The organism is Serratia sp. NGAS9, from assembly GCF_009905295.1.
Classification (GTDB): Bacteria; Pseudomonadota; Gammaproteobacteria; order Enterobacterales; family Enterobacteriaceae; genus Serratia; species Serratia bockelmannii.
In genome coordinates this window covers 4,877,914-4,891,289 of record NZ_CP047605.1, presented here as the reverse complement: position 1 = coordinate 4,891,289, position 13,376 = coordinate 4,877,914, and the positions used below count along the sequence as shown (strand labels likewise).

The following is a 13,376-nucleotide window of genomic DNA, read 5'->3' as shown; positions in this document are numbered from 1 at the left end:
GCGTTACGGATTACAGGGTGGCGCACGGCAGCAGCAGCTGGTCCAGCGGCTTGGCGGCGCCCGGGATCACGATGCGGCAGCGGCGTTGGCCTTCCCAGGCGACGTCCAGTTTTTCCTCCGGCTGCACGCCGGTCAGGTAGACCGAGCCGCCGTCGTTGACCACCGCGACCTCGCGGCCTTTCTCGCTCAGCACCGCGGCGCCGAACGGCGGTTCGCTGCCGTCCGCGAGGCGAATGGTGGCCAGCAGCTTGCTGCCTTTCACCACCTCGAAGTGGCGGTAGCCGATGGCGCCTTCGGTCAGCGTGCCTTGCACCACGGCGCGGGTGGCCTCGACGTCGTCTGCCAGCTTGTTGACGTCGATGCGGGTGTCGGTGTTGTAGTAGCTGGTGATGTCGGAAATCACCGCCAGCCCGAAGCGGTTGCTGTAAGCGCGGCCGTTGTTGATCGGCACGCCGGCGATGCCGTCGGTGTCGAGCATCATGCGGCTGCCGCCGTTGCTCGAGTTCTGGTGCGCCGCGATACCGTGCCGGGTGGCGGTGAGGCCGCCGCGGAACGAGCCGCCGATCGACGAGTAGCTGTCCTGCTGGTAAGAGGCGCTGGCGTTCAGCGAGCCGAACGAGGCGTTGTGGGTGTAGTACCCGCGCGCCAGCGATTTGCCAGACTGATTAAAGCCGCCGCTGACCTGCCAGGTATTGTCCGGATCGCTGTAGTCGTTGTACGACGCGGTCTGCGTGACGTCGCCGTTGTTGGTTTGCAGCGCATAGCCGACGCGCCGACGATCGCCGATCGGCACGGTGAAGTTGAGCATCACGCTGTCGTCGGTGCGGCCCTGGTAGTAAGTGCGGTAAGCCGACAGCGAGGCGGTGATGTTGCTGATATCCCCAATGCTGAACAGCTTGCTGGTCGACAGGCCGTAACGATCCTGGGTTCGCGCGTCCCAATAGGTTTGGTGCGAGTAGGTCAGATAGGTGGTGATCGCCTTGGCGCTGTCTTCCGCCATAAAGGTTTTGCTGGCGGTGATGGTATACAGCTCTTTCTGACGGCCGTTGTAATTCTTGTCGTAATCGCCGTAGCGCTCCTGCAGATACTGCGACATGTTCATGAACTTGCGCTGCGAGAAGCGGTAGCCGGCGAAGGTGATCTGGCTGTTCAGCTCATCGAAGCGTTTGGCGTAGTTGAGCTTGAACGACATGCCGCTGGCGGTCGGCTCGCCGGGCAGACGGGCGATCGACTGGGTGACGTCCAGCGACATGGCGCCGAACACGTTCAGATCGCGGCCGAGGCCGAGCGCCCAGGCGTTATAGTCGCCGCCGAGCAGCGCGCCGCCATACAGCGACCAGGCGTTGCTCAGCCCCCAGGAGAAGTCGCTGGCGGAAAACAGCGGCCCTTGGGTGCGGTGGTCGTAGGCCGAGGTTTTACCGAGCGCCACGTTGTAGCGCACGTAGCCCGGTCGGGTCAGGTACGGAATGGTGGCGGTATCCACCTGGAAGGTCGAAACGGTGCCGTCCTGCTCTTCCACCTTGACGTCCAGCTTGCCGCGCACCGAGCTGTTGAGGTCCTGAATGGCGAACGGCCCGGCGGGCACGGTGGTTTCGTACAGCGTGCGGCCTTCCTGCGAAACGGTGATCTTGGCGTTGCTCTTGGCGATGCCGCGCACTTCCGGCGCGTAGCCCTGCAGATTGGGCGGCAGCATGCGTTCGTCGCTCGCCAGATTGAGGCCGGTGAAGCGATAGGCGTCGAACACCCCGGAGTCGAGATAGATCTCACCCAGCGTCAGTTTGGCGGCCTGCATCGGTAGCGCGCGATAGGCGTAGATTTGGTTCCAGTCGAAACCGGTGCTGCGATCGCCGGCCTGCTGATTGTAATTGGCTTGGTAGTCCGCGCGCAGGCGCCAGGCGCCCATATTGGCGCCCAGCGTGCCGTAGCTGCTCAGGTTCTGGGCGGTGTTGTTGTTGTGATTCTGCTTGCCTAACTGGCCGCTCAGGTTGTAGTCCAGCAGCAGGCCGGGAATGCCGTCGTCCCACTGTTCGGGCGGCGTCCAGTCGGGATCGGAGTATTTCATCCACGCCTGCGGGATGGTGATCGCCAGCACGCCGCCGCCGATGCGATCGGAGAGGGTCGCGCCTTTGATGCCGCGAATGTCGGCGCACTGGTTGTCGTGCCACAGGGTGACTTTTTTGGCCGCCTCTTCTTTCAGCGCCATTTTTTCCACCAGGTCAGGCGGCAGGCACACCTGGCTACCGCTCTTGTTATCCGGTGACGGGAAATACTGAATGCTGCGCTGAGGCAGCGTTTTCTGGTTGATCTTGATGTCCAGTAAATAAGCGCCGGGCATGACGTAGTCGGCGTCGGAGAAGCGCGAAAGGTCCACTTTGCTGCGCTCACCGATGTCCAGGACGTCGGTATTGAATTCCGTGGCGGAAAATGCCGGACGTACCCAGAGGAAAGATAGAATGACGAGGAGAGGTAGGTGTTTCCGTGTCAGTAATGACGTCATAGCATAATCACTCATGGCAAGTCCGCGCCCAATAGCAGGTCATCCGTACGACCTGAATACGTAATGCTGTGCAGCGCCCGCCGGCGCTAGAGATAAGACAGGGTGAATTTGGCCAGAGAGCTGAAGCCGCCTGCCCGCGCCTTGTCAGGATGCAGGCGCAACTGCGCGCCAAAGCGCAGCGTGTTGTCGCCGGCGACGATCTGGTAATCCGCCGTCGTGCTGCCGAGCGGGATTGGGGTGCCGGCATCGGTCAACAGCTCGATAGCCACGCCCTGCGCCTCGCCGTAAACGCCGAGCAGGGAAGGATCCCCGCTGTCGGCGGTGCCGTCGAACGTGACGTTGGCCGCGCGATAGATGAAGTCAGGTTTCACCTGACTGGCCAGCTCGCAGTTCACCAGTTTGATCGTGAAATGGCGGCGGCTGCCGATCAGCACCGATTGCCCGTCCTGCGAGGCGTCGGTCATGGAAATCAGACCGAAATCGACGGTTTGATCCAGGCTGTCGCTGGCGATGCCGCACGGCGTTTCAACGATGGTGCCGCCCAGGCTGACTTTGCCGTGGCCCTGATTTTTCACTGCCGCCGCCGTGCTGCCTACGCTGAGCGCGATGAGCAACAGGCCGCAAAGGCGGATAGTCATGCTGGCGTCTCCCTGTCTTGCCCTATTCCCTTGCCGCTCTCGTCGGCATGCAATCAAGCGGGGGATGCCCTGAGACATCCCCTGTGGGGTATTACAGGTAAGCCAGGGTGAAGTTCGCCACGCTGGTGAAGTCGCCTGGTACCACGGCGCTTGAGGCGCTGCTGCCCTGCAGGTAAGCGGCGAATTTCAGCGAGTTGTCGCCGTCGTTCAGACCCTGACCGTCGGTTGCGGTGCCCAGTTCCACTTCTTTGGAGTGCAGGTTGTCGTAGATCACGATGCCGGCGCCGGTTGCCGTGCCGCTCAGGGCCAGCAGTTTGTTGTTGACCGGATCAGGCGTGCCGGTAAAGGTCACTTTGACGTTTTTCATGGTGGAGATGGAGCAATCTTTCAGTTCGATGTTGAAAGGCTGCATGCTGGATTTACCCTGGTTGGCCAGGATGCGGCTGCTGATCTGGCCCATCGGCACGGTTTGGTCAACGGATTCCGGCGCGACGCTGCATGGCGCATCGATAATTTCGCCGGTAAAGGTGACTTTACCGCTGCCCTGATTAGATGCGGCATGAGCAACAGAGGCGGAAGCGAAAGCAATCACGGTTGCCAGCATTAATTTATTCAGTTTCATTTCTCAGGTTCCTGTAGAGAGTTTTTAAATAAAAGAACAGCACATCTAAATCCCCCGCGGCGGCGGCAACGCCATGTCGCCGTCCGTGCGGTTGGAGCCAGATCCTTTTGCTCTGGGCAATACGCCGACATCCGTTATTTATGAGAAATAACGAGATTTGGAAAATCGACAATGGATTTTCTGGTAAATAAAATACGAGTTTTACGTGTGGCGTGTTGCTGGGAATATTCTTGCAAATAATAGTATTGCTTGGAAATAGATTTTATTAAATTAAGTCAAATTCAGAATATAAAACCAAAAGGAAAAAGAAACATATTTGCTTTAAAATCAATAGATCGTATACAAATATTATCCAGTATAAATCACTATATAAATAACGATATGCGAGATATTAGATCGGGGGAAATAGGGTGATACCTACAATTCACAATATTGTTTTGCTAATATCGCCCTTAGGCAGCAGATGATGCATTTCCCTTTAGAAACAAAATATAAAACATAATTCATTGTTTTTATTGTTGTTTCATGGTTTTTTGTTCACGAGAGATTGGGTTTCTTATTCGCGTTTAGTTCGCGTTTAAGCCTAATTGATTAACAATTAAATAACAATTACACCGGTAGTGAATTATCCTATCGCATTGCGGTATAGGGATTTTTCACCGCCTAACCAATTTTGATTAATCAAATTAAGGCATGTGCTGCTGCCGTTCGCCACATAATGATGACCTAAGTGACAATTAAAGGATTATAAACGGAATGATAACGATGATTAATGCTTGCAGCGGGCGCCGCTGGATGGGTTTGGCTATATTTCTGCTGTCTTTTATGGCGCTTTCTGGCTGTGCGGGCGGGAGCAAGACAAAACTGAATTCCGTGAAAAAAATCTCACAGAATAATCCTAATGATAAATCCGATGAGCAACGCATCGCACTTTGTCAGCAACGGGTTAATTCATTAAAGAATATTAATCCGCAAAGTTACCAAAAACGCATCGCCTATTTTAACGGCCTTCTTTCCAACGCCTCCGGATATGCCGGGGTACGCGGCAACGTGGATGAGAGTACCCGTAAAGCGATAGATGCTCTTTATCAATATAAAACCGAGAAGTTCTGCGCCGACGTCGAGCATGAGCTGATGTCCGATCTGTCCAGCCGGGTTGAGAATCTGTAGCCATGAAGCGATGCGCGCAGGGATGGGCGATGGTTCTTTTGCTGTTAGCGGCGAGCGGGGCCGCTTGCGCCGCCGATGACGGCATTCCCGCGCTGTTGAAGTTTGCCGAACAACGGCAGGCACCACCGGCCGCGCCCAGGGAAGAAACCGTGCGTAAATCGGCGCCCGCACCGGTCACCAAACCGGCCACCAAACCGGCCGCCATCGTCGGGGCAGACAGCGTTCGTTTAACGTCGCTGAAGCAGTCTTTGCAACAACAGGCGGAGAAAATCCGTCAGTTGGAGCGGCAGTTGGCGGCGGCTCAGGCCGCGGCGGCGGCGAAACGGGAGCGGGTCGTCGTCGATATTCGGCCGCTGGCCGATGCCCTGAAGGGATTGTGGCAAGCCGTTGCGCCGGTGCCAGAGGTGGGCGCATTGGCCGCTTCGCTCACGCGGGCCGAACAGCGCAGCGCAAGTTTGGCGGCGCAACTGGCACAGCAGCAGCAGCGGGTAGAGACCTTGCTGGCCGAACGGCAGCAGGCGGCCAAGCCACCCGCGCTGGCCAGTGAGGCGGACAAGCTGGCATATGCCGCCGGCGTGTCGCTCGGGCGCGACATTCTGCATCTGCAGCAGGAGAACCGGCGCGCGGGGCTGGAGGCGGAGAGTCCGCTGTTGTTGGCGGGCATCGCCGATACCCTGGCCGGGCGGTTGCGGCTGGATGAGGCCGCCATCGACAGCGCGCTGCGCACGGCGCATCAGCGCTTGCAGCAGGCGCAGCAGACGCAGGCTCCGCCTCTGGACGGTAAAGACTATCTGGCCGCTTTTACCCGTCAGGAGGGCGTCAAGCAGGATGCGCTCGGTTTCTACTACCGGGTGGACTATGCCGGCAGCGGGGCGATCGGCGCCGACGATCGGGTAGATATCGTGGTGCGCGAAAGCCTGACCGACGGGCGGGTGGTCAAAGACATGGAGCTGGCGGGGACGGTGATCTCGCAGCCGTTGACGCGCTATCCGCCGCTGTTTCGCGCCGCTATCGAGAAGCTGCAGCGCCACGGCTCGATCACGCTGGTGGTGCCGCCGGCGCTGGCGTACGGCAAACAGGGCAGCCCGCCGGCGATCCCCCCGAATGCCACCATGATTTACACCCTGCGCATCGCTGACGTGCAGCCGTGAGCGGGGTGCTCAGCAGTAACCACTCAGGAGGAATGCTATGGCCAAGGCGCCGAAAACGTTTGAAAGCAGAAAATCGCTGATGCTGAATGTGTTGCAAGGGTTGTGCAGGGAGCGTGTGGAAGGATCCGGGGGCCATCATCCCCCGCCGGAACAGTGGCCGAAGACGCGCGAGCTGGCGGATAAATGCGGCGAAAATATTTATACCACCCGCACCCTGCTGCTGGCGCTGGAAAAGGAGGGCAAGGTTCACTGCACCCACCGCAGCATCAACAATTCTCTCCGTTGGTACAGCTGCGACGAACAGGCAGCGATAAAAAAAGAGTGATTCGACCTTGGTGGTCGCTTTTGACTATTCCCACAGCTAATCATTAATTAAATTTATCATTTGACGGGGCGTTTCGCTCCGTCAATCCTCCCTCTTCGTTCACTGCCATCCGCACAGCCATTGCTAAGATGTTTTTTGCGGCCATATACTTATCGCTCAGACGGGAACAGGTGTAGGGAGCCGGCATCGTAATGAAGGAAAAGAAAGACATACTGAGATTGGATGATATTCATTATCAAATAGACAGCCAGGTGATCCTGGATTCCGTCTCTTTCACGCTGGGTGAAGGCGAGTTCAAACTGATCACCGGGCCTTCCGGCTGCGGGAAAAGCACCCTGCTGAAAATCATCTCTTCCTTAATGGATCCGACCAGCGGAAAGCTCTATTTCGACGGCCAGGCGATCGACGAGATGTCGCCGGAGGCGTATCGCAAGCAGGTCTCTTACTGCTTCCAGACGCCGTCACTGTTCGGCAATACGGTTTACGACAATCTGGCGCTGCCTTACCAGATCCGCCAGGAACCGCCAGCCGAGCGAAAAATGAAGGCCGATCTGGCGCGTTTCGGGCTGCCAGAGGCGATGCTGACCAAAAGCATCAATGAACTGTCCGGCGGGGAGAAGCAGCGCGTGTCCCTGATCCGCAACCTGCAGTTTATGCCGCGGGTGCTGTTGCTCGATGAGATCACCAGCGCGTTGGACGAGGAAAATAAGCGCAACGTCAACGAAATAGTGCATCAACTGGTGGCGGAACACCGGCTGGCGGTGCTGTGGGTGACGCACGATACCGAAGAGATAGCGCATGCGGACGAGGTGATCACCCTGCGCGCGCATGGCGCCGAGCAACAGGAGCAACAGCATGAATCAGCATAACATCACCAACGAATCCTTGGGCTTGTCGATGGTGCTGGTGGTGGTCGCCATCCTGATCAGCCACCGGGAAAAACTGGCGCTGGAAAAGGACATTATCTGGAGCATCTGCCGCGCGGTGGTGCAGCTGATCATCGTCGGCTACGTGCTGAAGTATATTTTCGATCTGGATAACGCCGTTCTCACCGTGTTGATGGTGCTGTTCATCTGCTTTAACGCGGCCTACAACGCCAAGAAACGCAGCAAGTACATCGAACACGCGTTCGTGACGTCGTTTATCGCCATTACCACCGGCGCGGTGCTGACGCTGGCGGTGCTGGTATTGACCGGCTCCATCGAATTTACGCCGATGCAGGTGATCCCCATCTCCGGGATGATCGCCGGTAACGCCATGGTGGCGGTGGGGCTGTGCTACACCAACCTCGGCCAGCGTTTCAAAGGCGAGCAGCAGAAGATTCAGGAGATGCTCAGCCTGGGGGCTACGCCCAAGTTCGCGTCGGCGGCGCTGATCCGCGACAGCATCCGCGCTTCGCTGATCCCGACCGTGGACTCGGCGAAAACCGTTGGGCTGGTCAGCTTGCCGGGCATGATGTCCGGGCTGATCTTTGCCGGTATCGATCCGGTGAAAGCGATCAAATACCAGATTATGGTGACCTTCATGCTGCTTTCTACTGCCAGCCTGTCAACCATCATCGCCTGCTATTTGGCCTACCGTAAGTTTTACAACGAGCGCCACCAGCTGGTGGTCGGCAACCTGAAGTAACGCCATGAAAAACGGCCTCCGCGGAGGCCGTTTTTTTACCCTTGCAGCAGGGCGATGCTCTGGCGGATTTCCCGTTCGATATCCGCCTCGCTCCAGCTGTCCAGTTGTGAAGAGAAGGGCTCGAAGGCATAGACGCCGGTGTAGCCCAGGCGTTCGAGGTTCTGTACCTGGCGGCGGCTCTCTAGCCGATCGCCCTCGCTCAGCATAATGCGCTCTTCGTCGCTCAACGTGCCTTTATCCCGCCCGTCCTCCACGCCGGACAGATGCACCAGGCCGATCTGCGCCACCTGGATCTGCGCGTCGAAGTCGGCTTGCGTCACGCCGCTCAGATAGTGGTGGAACGTATCGAGCACGATACGGTACGGCGCGCCCGAGTCGCGGATGAGCGCCTGGGTCAGCAGCGACGATCGCAACGAGCTGATGCCGAAGCCCAACGGTTCGACGTATCCCTGTACGCCATAGCGCGCAAACAGCGGTGCCAGCAGCCGCAACGCGGCGAGGGTGTCGTCGCGTTTTTGCTGCTCGCTGCGCGTGTCGTCGGCGCTGCAGTGCGGGCACAGCACCAGCGCCCGGCTGTGGATGGCCTGCGCCTGCGCCAGCAACGCTTCGGCGCGCTGCTGCAGCGCCGCCGGGTCATCCATCAGATTGAACATGCCGAGGGCGTTGATCGTGACGATTTCAATGCCGTATTGCGCGGCGAGCGCGTTGAGCTGCGCGTCGCTCAGATCGTCGGTCACCTTGCCGCTGGGCATGTCGTTGCGCAGCTCAACTTTGCTGAGCCCGCAGCGTTTCACCAGGCGGAAAAAATGGTCCAGATTGAGATTCGGCGCGATCTTGCGGTTAATGCAGAAGCGGTCCAGCGCAATGTTCATGGGCATGACTCCAGCGGTCAGGGTTGAGAGATCAGGATTTGCCGTTTTCCAGCGGCAGCGGCTTGCCGTCGGGCAGGGATTGGCGGTGGCGTTTGGCCATCACCACCTGCTCCATTTTTTCCAGTGAGACGCCTTTGGTTTCCGGAATATAGCGGCCGATAAACCAGTAGCTGAACAGACAGCAGGCGGCGAAGATCCACATCGGGAAGGCGCCGTGGAAATGCGAGAACAGGTAAGGGTGGTCGTTGATCATCGGGAACGACTGCGACACCGCGAAGTTGGCGACCCACATGCAGCCGACGGCGATGCTCATCCCCTGCGCGCGCATGCGGTTCGGGAAGATTTCCGACACCAGCACCCAGGCGCCGACGCCCCAGGACAGCGCATAGAACACCATGAAGAACAGCATGCCGAACAGCGCGAAATAGCCGGTGGCCTGCGTGTAGAGCGCGTACGAGGTGAGCAGCAGGCCGGCGATGGCGCCCAGCGTGCCGTAACGCATCAGCGGAATGCGGCCCATGCGATCCATCAGCATGGCGCCGATGACCGAACCGACCAGCTGCAGCACGCCGATCCAGATGGTCTGGAACAGCGCTTCCTGCGCGTTTTCGGTGACGGTTTTCAGCACTACGGGCGCGTAGTACATCATCACGTTGACGCCGGTGACCTGCTGTAACATGGCGATCATGCAGCCGACGAACAGGATAAACCGCACCCGCACATCGCCGTAGTTCAGCTTCCGGTGCTGCTGCTGTTGATCCTGCTGCAGCGAGTCTTTGATTTCTTTCAGCAGATTCTGCGCGTGGGCGGCGTTGGAGACCTTGGTCAACATCGCCAGCGCCTGATCGTCGCGGTCCATCATCACGTTCCAGCGCGGCGATTCAGGAATGACGAACACCAGGATGCAGAACAGAATGCAGGGGATCACGCCCGAGGCGAACATCCAGCGCCAGCCCATTTCCACCAGCCAGGCTTCGCTGGCGATGCTGGCGATTTTGAAGTTGACGTAGAAAATCACGATCTGGCCAAAGACGATGGCGAATTGCTGCATGCTGAGCGCCCGCCCGCGCATGTCTTTCGGCGACACCTCCGACATGTACATCGGCGACACGGTGGCGGCAATGCCGACCGCCAGCCCGCCGATGATGCGGTAGATGACGAACCAGGTGAAGGTCGGGGCCAATGCGGCGCCGACGGCGGACACGGTGAACAGCAGCGCCGCCAGCATCAGCGCCTTTTTGCGGCCCCAGCGCGCCGCCAGCGGCCCGGCGGCGAAGGCGCCGACCACGCAGCCGATCACCACGTTGGAGACGGCCCAACCGGTTTCGGCCGGGCTGAGATCGAAATAGGTTTTCAACGCTTCGATCGCGCCGGAGATCACGGCGGTATCGTAGCCGAACAGAATGCCGCCCAGGGCGGCGATGCCGCAAATTCGCAATATGTAGCCGGTATTGTGCTTACGCTGATATGACATGTGTTGCTCCGATTTTTATCCTGGCTTCCATCCGCACGGTCGGGGTGTCGGGAAGAGGGCGAGCGGAAGGGTGTGAACCGTGCCTGTCATCAAGGCGATGTCGTCGATAAATGCTGGAACAAACAAGAACATTTATTTCATAATTAGTGAATAATGGAATATTGATTTTTAGATCCAGTTCAAAAAAAACCGTCACCTCTGCGCCAGGCGCCTTGGGCGTTCGGGGGCGGACGGTAACGGCGGCAGGGCAGGCTCAGTGCGGGTTTTCTGTAGCAAAGTCAGTGTGTATTAGCTCTGTTTTCTCCGCCGCTGTTGTGCTTTCCCTGGCACGGCAATGAAAGCGCCAATCCGATCGACACCGCAAAATTGCGACCTCACGCACTAAAAACAAATTTTTCAAAACAATTTATTTGAAACTTTTTTTTCAATGAAATAGAGTTTGCTGCATCCGGTCAGGATTTAGCCGGCTTGCCGACGGAGTTTGGCGAGCGGGACGATTAACGCCGCGCCGCCTGTGAGTGGCCTGGCGACAGCGGACTTGAAAAGAGGGCGTGACATGAAAACCGTGGGTAATTTTATTGACGGGCAGGTGTGCCTGAGCAGCAGCAATCAAACCATCGACGTGCACAACCCAGCCAGCGGGCAGGTTGAGCGGCGCGTCACGCAGAGCACCGCCGCCGAAGTCAAACAGGCCATCGACGTGGCGCATCGGGCGTTCGCCGACTGGTCGCGCACCACGCCGCTGCGCCGTGCGCGCATCATGTTCAATTTCAAGGCGCTGTTGGAACAACACCGCGACGAGCTGGCCGAGCTTATCGTCAGCGAGCACGGCAAAGTGTATTCGGATGCGCTGGGCGAACTGACGCGCGGCATGGAAGTGGTCGAATTCGCCTGCGGTATCCCGCATCTGATCAAGGGAGAGTATTCGCCGGACGTCGGCAGCGGCGTCGACAGCTTCTCGCTGATGCAGCCGCTGGGTGTGGTGGCGGGCATTACCCCGTTCAACTTCCCGGCGATGGTGCCGATGTGGATGTTCCCCATCGCACTGGCCTGCGGCAACACCTTTATCCTCAAGCCGCCGGCGCTGGTGCCTTCGGCCTCGGTGCGCCTGGCGGAGCTGCTGAAAGAAGCCGGCCTGCCGGACGGCGTGTTCAACGTGGTGCACTGCGCCAATGAAGATGCGGCGCAGCTGTGCACCGATCCGCGCATTCAGGCGGTGAGCTTCGTCGGCTCCTCCACCGTGGCGGAACATATCTATACCACTGCCAGCGCGCACGGCAAGCGGGTACAGGCCTTCGGCGCGGCGAAAAACCAGGCGATCGTCATGCCGGACGCCGATCTGGACGCCACGGTCAACGCGTTGATGGGCGGCGCGTTCGGCTCCGCCGGCGAGCGTTGCATGGCGCTGCCGATCGCCGTGGTGGTCGGTGACGATACCGCCGACAAACTGATCGCCAAACTGAAGCCGCTGATCGCGCAGCTGCGCGTCGGGCCGGGCTTGCAGCAGGGTGGCGAAGAGAATGAAATGGGGCCGCTGGTGTCGTCTGCCCACCAGAAAAAGGTGCTGGGCTACATCGATCTGGGCGTGGAAGAAGGCGCAACCCTGGTGGCCGACGGCCGCAATTATCAGGTGCCGGGCTACCCTGAAGGCTACTACGTCGGCGGCACGCTGTTCGACCATGTGAAGCCGAATATGCGCATCTACCGCGAAGAGATCTTCGGGCCAGTGCTGGGCATCGTGCGGGTGCCGGACTATCGCACCGCCATCGACACGGTCAACGGCCATGAGTTTGGCAACGGCAGCGCCATCTTTACCGGCAGCGGCCACTACGCGCGTCAGTTCGTGCAGGAAGTGCAGGCCGGGATGGTCGGCGTCAACGTGCCGGTGCCGGTGCCGATGGCGTTCCACAGCTTCGGCGGCTGGAAGCGCTCGGTGTTCGGCGCGTTGAACGTGCACGGCACCGACGGCGTGCGCTTCTACACGCGCATGAAGACCGCCACCGCACGCTGGCCGGCCGGGCAGCATACGGTGTCCGAATTCAGCATGCCGACGCTGGGTTAAGCGCTGTCATATTCAGGCCAGGCCGTTGCTCCTTCGGGGCAGCGGCCTTTGCACGGGTCATTAACAGGAGAATCGAGATGTCTTCACTGCTTGCCAAATGTCAGACGCCTAATGCCGAGGGGCGTATTCAGCACGTGACGCCGGAAAATGCCGGTTGGCGCTATGTCGGCTTTGACGTTTACCGCCTGGCCGCCGGGCAGTCGCTGCAGCTTGAGTGCGGCGACCAGGAACTGTGCCTGGTGCTGGTTGCCGGTATCGCCTCCGTCGCCACGCTGCGCGCCGAATACCCGCATATCGGTAAACGCATGAGCCCGTTCGAACGTACGCCGCCTTACGCGGTGTATGTGCCGCACCACGATCGCATCGACGTGCGGGCAGAAACCGATCTGGAGCTGGCGGTGTGCAGCGCACCCGGCAGCGGCCACCTGCCTTCACGGCTGATTACGCCGGCGGATATCGGCGTGGAGCGGCGCGGCAAGGGGCGTAACCAGCGGTTGGTGCATAACATTCTGCCGGACAGTGAGCCGGCCGACAGTCTACTGGTGGTGGAGGTTTACACCGACGAGGGCAATACCAGCTCCTACCCGAGCCACAAGCACGATCAAGAAGACTCACCGCACGAAACCTATCTCGAAGAGACGTACTATCACCGCATACAGCCGGAGCAGGGGTTCTGCATGCAGCGCGTCTATACCGACGATCGCACGCTCGATGAGTGCATGCCGGTCTACAATCGTGACGTGGTGAAAGTGCCGCGCGGTTATCACCCGGTGGCGACCCTGGCGGGTTACGACAACTATTACCTCAACGTGATGGCCGGGCCGGTGCGGCAGTGGAAATTCACCTGGGAAAAAGACCACGCCTGGATTAACGGCGACGGCTATCCCGCCGCGCAATAAGCGTCTGAGGCCCGGCTTGCCGGGCTTTTTTGTCAGC

At 59.2% G+C, this 13,376-nt stretch carries 12 protein-coding genes; 7 read left to right on the top strand and 5 right to left on the bottom strand.

Features of this window, described 5'->3' with window-relative positions; translation table 11 throughout:
* Positions 1 to 10: 10 nt before the first annotated feature.
* The 3 genes from GUC32_RS23210 to GUC32_RS23200 form a co-directional block, all read right to left on the bottom strand.
* Complete coding sequence (locus tag GUC32_RS23210; protein WP_050505149.1) at positions 11 to 2,497, bottom strand: fimbria/pilus outer membrane usher protein; 2,487 nt, start codon at positions 2,495 to 2,497, stop codon at positions 11 to 13.
* Between the two features lie 86 nt (positions 2,498 to 2,583).
* Positions 2,584 to 3,135 carry a fimbrial protein gene (locus GUC32_RS23205; protein ID WP_049294959.1) on the bottom strand — a complete coding sequence of 184 codons (552 nt, stop codon included), beginning with the start codon at positions 3,133 to 3,135 and terminating at the stop codon, positions 2,584 to 2,586.
* A 91-nt stretch (positions 3,136 to 3,226) separates the two neighbouring features.
* Complete coding sequence (locus tag GUC32_RS23200) at positions 3,227 to 3,757, bottom strand: fimbrial protein (protein ID WP_015379342.1); 531 nt, start codon at positions 3,755 to 3,757, stop codon at positions 3,227 to 3,229.
* A gap of 756 nt (positions 3,758 to 4,513) precedes the next feature.
* On the opposite strand from GUC32_RS23200, the gene GUC32_RS23195 reads away from it, so the two are divergent.
* From GUC32_RS23195 to fetB, 5 genes are all read left to right on the top strand, one after another.
* Entirely contained in the window at positions 4,514 to 4,927 is a 414-nt protein-coding gene (locus GUC32_RS23195) for a hypothetical protein (protein WP_025304585.1), read from the top strand.
* A gap of 29 nt (positions 4,928 to 4,956) precedes the next feature.
* Entirely contained in the window at positions 4,957 to 6,078 is a 1,122-nt protein-coding gene (locus GUC32_RS23190; RefSeq protein ID WP_369435455.1) for an FKBP-type peptidyl-prolyl cis-trans isomerase N-terminal domain-containing protein, read from the top strand.
* A gap of 37 nt (positions 6,079 to 6,115) precedes the next feature.
* Positions 6,116 to 6,403 carry a FaeA/PapI family transcriptional regulator gene (locus GUC32_RS23185; protein ID WP_004930885.1) on the top strand — a complete coding sequence of 96 codons (288 nt, stop codon included), beginning with the start codon at positions 6,116 to 6,118 and terminating at the stop codon, positions 6,401 to 6,403.
* 191 nt (positions 6,404 to 6,594) lie between these two features.
* A complete protein-coding gene (gene fetA, locus GUC32_RS23180; protein WP_004930881.1) occupies positions 6,595 to 7,272 on the top strand; it encodes an iron ABC transporter ATP-binding protein FetA in 678 nt (225 codons plus the stop codon).
* Positions 7,259 to 8,032 carry an iron export ABC transporter permease subunit FetB gene (gene fetB / locus GUC32_RS23175; RefSeq protein WP_025304582.1) on the top strand — a complete coding sequence of 258 codons (774 nt, stop codon included), beginning with the start codon at positions 7,259 to 7,261 and terminating at the stop codon, positions 8,030 to 8,032. Before fetA ends, fetB begins: the two co-directional genes overlap by 14 nt.
* Before the next feature lie 35 nt (positions 8,033 to 8,067).
* Here the strand turns inward: fetB and GUC32_RS23170 are convergent, their stop codons facing one another.
* Entirely contained in the window at positions 8,068 to 8,904 is an 837-nt protein-coding gene (locus GUC32_RS23170; protein ID WP_049205590.1) for a TIM barrel protein, read from the bottom strand.
* A 31-nt stretch (positions 8,905 to 8,935) separates the two neighbouring features.
* Positions 8,936 to 10,378 carry a sugar porter family MFS transporter gene (locus GUC32_RS23165; RefSeq protein ID WP_369435454.1) on the bottom strand — a complete coding sequence of 481 codons (1,443 nt, stop codon included), beginning with the start codon at positions 10,376 to 10,378 and terminating at the stop codon, positions 8,936 to 8,938.
* Positions 10,379 to 10,934: 556 nt separating this feature from the next.
* Between GUC32_RS23165 and GUC32_RS23160 the strand changes: the two genes are divergently transcribed.
* Positions 10,935 to 12,440 carry a CoA-acylating methylmalonate-semialdehyde dehydrogenase gene (locus GUC32_RS23160; RefSeq protein WP_049205588.1) on the top strand — a complete coding sequence of 502 codons (1,506 nt, stop codon included), beginning with the start codon at positions 10,935 to 10,937 and terminating at the stop codon, positions 12,438 to 12,440.
* Between the two features lie 77 nt (positions 12,441 to 12,517).
* A complete protein-coding gene (gene iolB, locus GUC32_RS23155; RefSeq protein WP_025304578.1) occupies positions 12,518 to 13,339 on the top strand; it encodes a 5-deoxy-glucuronate isomerase in 822 nt (273 codons plus the stop codon).
* The last annotated feature ends 37 nt before the right edge of the window (positions 13,340 to 13,376 follow it).

Bases quoted from the DNA above. Each gene is read 5' to 3' on its own strand.
- GUC32_RS23190 (WP_369435455.1), top strand. From the start codon at position 4,957: ATGGTTCTTTTGCTGTTAGCGGCGAGCGGGGCCGCTTGCGCCGCCGAT.
- iolB (WP_025304578.1), top strand. From the start codon at position 12,518: ATGTCTTCACTGCTTGCCAAATGTCAGACGCCTAATGCCGAGGGGCGT.
- GUC32_RS23205 (WP_049294959.1), bottom strand. From the start codon at position 3,135: ATGACTATCCGCCTTTGCGGCCTGTTGCTCATCGCGCTCAGCGTAGGC.
- GUC32_RS23165 (WP_369435454.1), bottom strand. From the start codon at position 10,378: ATGTCATATCAGCGTAAGCACAATACCGGCTACATATTGCGAATTTGC.
- fetA (WP_004930881.1), top strand. From the start codon at position 6,595: ATGAAGGAAAAGAAAGACATACTGAGATTGGATGATATTCATTATCAA.
- GUC32_RS23160 (WP_049205588.1), top strand. From the start codon at position 10,935: ATGAAAACCGTGGGTAATTTTATTGACGGGCAGGTGTGCCTGAGCAGC.
- GUC32_RS23185 (WP_004930885.1), top strand. From the start codon at position 6,116: ATGGCCAAGGCGCCGAAAACGTTTGAAAGCAGAAAATCGCTGATGCTG.
- GUC32_RS23195 (WP_025304585.1), top strand. From the start codon at position 4,514: ATGATAACGATGATTAATGCTTGCAGCGGGCGCCGCTGGATGGGTTTG.
- fetB (WP_025304582.1), top strand. From the start codon at position 7,259: ATGAATCAGCATAACATCACCAACGAATCCTTGGGCTTGTCGATGGTG.
- GUC32_RS23210 (WP_050505149.1), bottom strand. From the start codon at position 2,497: ATGACGTCATTACTGACACGGAAACACCTACCTCTCCTCGTCATTCTA.
- GUC32_RS23200 (WP_015379342.1), bottom strand. From the start codon at position 3,757: ATGAAACTGAATAAATTAATGCTGGCAACCGTGATTGCTTTCGCTTCC.
- GUC32_RS23170 (WP_049205590.1), bottom strand. From the start codon at position 8,904: ATGAACATTGCGCTGGACCGCTTCTGCATTAACCGCAAGATCGCGCCG.